General features: G+C 71.9%; 1 protein-coding gene. It reads left to right on the forward strand.

All coding sequences use genetic code 11. The features are described from left to right. The coding region (locus IE247_RS33840; RefSeq protein WP_190127206.1) for a non-ribosomal peptide synthetase at positions 1-2,020 on the forward strand (2,020 nt) is incomplete at both ends.

Consider the following 2,020-nt stretch of genomic DNA (forward strand, 5'->3'; position numbering starts at 1 on the left):
GGACGATGTCGCGTACGTCATCTACACCTCCGGCTCCACGGGCCGACCCAAGGGTGTGGTCGTGTCCCATCGCGGCCTGGGCAACCTCGTCGCCGCGCAGATGGCCGGCCTGGGCGTCGGCCCCGAGTCCCGGGTGCTCCAGCTCTCCTCGCTGAGCTTCGACGCCTCGGTGTGGGAGCTGTGCATGGCCCTCCTGTCGGGTGCCGCGCTGGTGGTGGCCGACGCGGAGAGCCTCCCTCCGCACGGATCCCTCGAAGAGGTCGCGGAATCCTTCGGCGTGACCCATGTGACCGTGCCGCCGTCGGTGCTCGCGCCCGTGCGGCAGCTCCCGGAGAGCGTCGTCAGCCTGGTCGTGGCGGGCGAGGCCTGCCCGCCGTCGCTGGTCGAGCGCTGGTCGGCCGGTCTGCGGCTGGTCAACGCCTACGGCCCGACCGAGGTGACCGTCTGCGCTTCGATGAGCGGAGCGCTCTCCCCGGTGGGTGAGACGAGCCCGGTCCCGATCGGACGTCCGCTCGGCAACACCAGGGCCTATGTGCTGGACGGTTTCCTCCAGCCGGTGCCGGTGGGTGTGGTGGGGGAGCTGTATGTATCGGGTCCGGGGCTGGCGCGCGGCTATCTCGGCCGGCCGGGGCTGACGTCGGAGCGGTTTGTGGCCAGCCCGTTCGAGGCGGGTGTGCGGATGTATCGCACCGGGGACCTGGTGCGATGGACCGCCGAGGGAGAGTTGGTCTTCGCGGGTCGTGCGGACGAGCAGGTGAAGATCCGCGGCTTCCGCGTCGAACCCGGCGAGGTCGAATCCGTCCTCACCGCGCACGAGAGCGTGGCTCAGGCCGCCGTGATCGTCCGCGAGGACCGGCCCGGGGACAAGCGGCTGGTGGCGTACACCGTCCCCGCCGCCGACGGGTCGATCGACAGCGGGACTCTGCGCGAGTTCGTCGGCTCCCGGCTCCCCGACTACATGGTTCCGGCGGCGGTCGTCGTCCTGGACGCCCTGCCGGTCACCGTCAACGGCAAACTGGACCGGGCCGCGCTGCCCGCGCCCGACTTCGAGGCGCTGGCCGAGGGCCGGGCCGCCGCCACACCGACGGAGGAGGCCGTCGCCGCGCTCTTCGGCGAGATCCTCGGACTGGACCGGGTCGGCGCGGAGACCTCCTGGTTCGACCTCGGCGGCGACTCGCTGCTCGCGATGCGGCTGGTCTCCCAGATCCGTTCGACCCTGGACGCCGAGGTCAGCATCCGGGATCTGTTCGCCGCGCCGACCGTGGCGGGAGTGGCCCGTCTCATCGACGACACGGACAGCGAGACCCGTACCGCCCTGACACCGCAGCCCCGGCCGGATGTGCTGCCGCTGTCCTACGCGCAGCAGCGGATGTGGTTCCTCAACCGGCTGGAGGGCGCCGGCGAGGGCGCGGGCTACAACATGCCGCTGACCCTGCGTCTCTCGGGCGAGCTGGACGTGGTCGCGCTGGAGGCGGCTCTCGGCGATGTGGCCGACCGGCACGAGAGCCTGCGGACCGTCTTCCCCGAGACGAACGGCACCCCGCGCCAGCAGATCGTCGCGGGCGAGGCGGGCCGGCCCCGGCTGGAGATCGTGGAGACCACCGAGGCCGAACTTGAGGAGACGCTCGCGGAGCACTCGCTCCGCGGCTTCGACCTCAGCGTCGATCTGCCCTGGCGGACCTGGCTGATGCGGACCGGCCCCACGGAGCATGTGCTGCTGATCGTGGTCCACCATGTCGCTTCCGACGGCTGGTCGATGGGCGTGCTGACGCGCGACCTGCGGTTCGCCTACGGAGCACGCGGCGAAGGCCGGGCCCCCGGCTGGGACCCGCTGCCCGTCCAGTACGCGGACTACGCCCTCTGGCAGCGCGCCGAACTGGGCGACCTCGACGACCCGGACAGCCTGATCAGCGCGCAGCTCGACTACTGGCGGGAGGCCCTCGAAGGGGCGCCGGAAGAGCTGGTGTTGCCGGTGGATCGTCGGCGGCCGGGGGTGTCGTCGTTCCGTGGTGGTACGGCT

Source organism: Streptomyces inusitatus, assembly GCF_014651115.1.
In the GTDB taxonomy this organism is placed as follows: Bacteria; Actinomycetota; Actinomycetes; order Streptomycetales; family Streptomycetaceae; genus Streptomyces; species Streptomyces amakusaensis.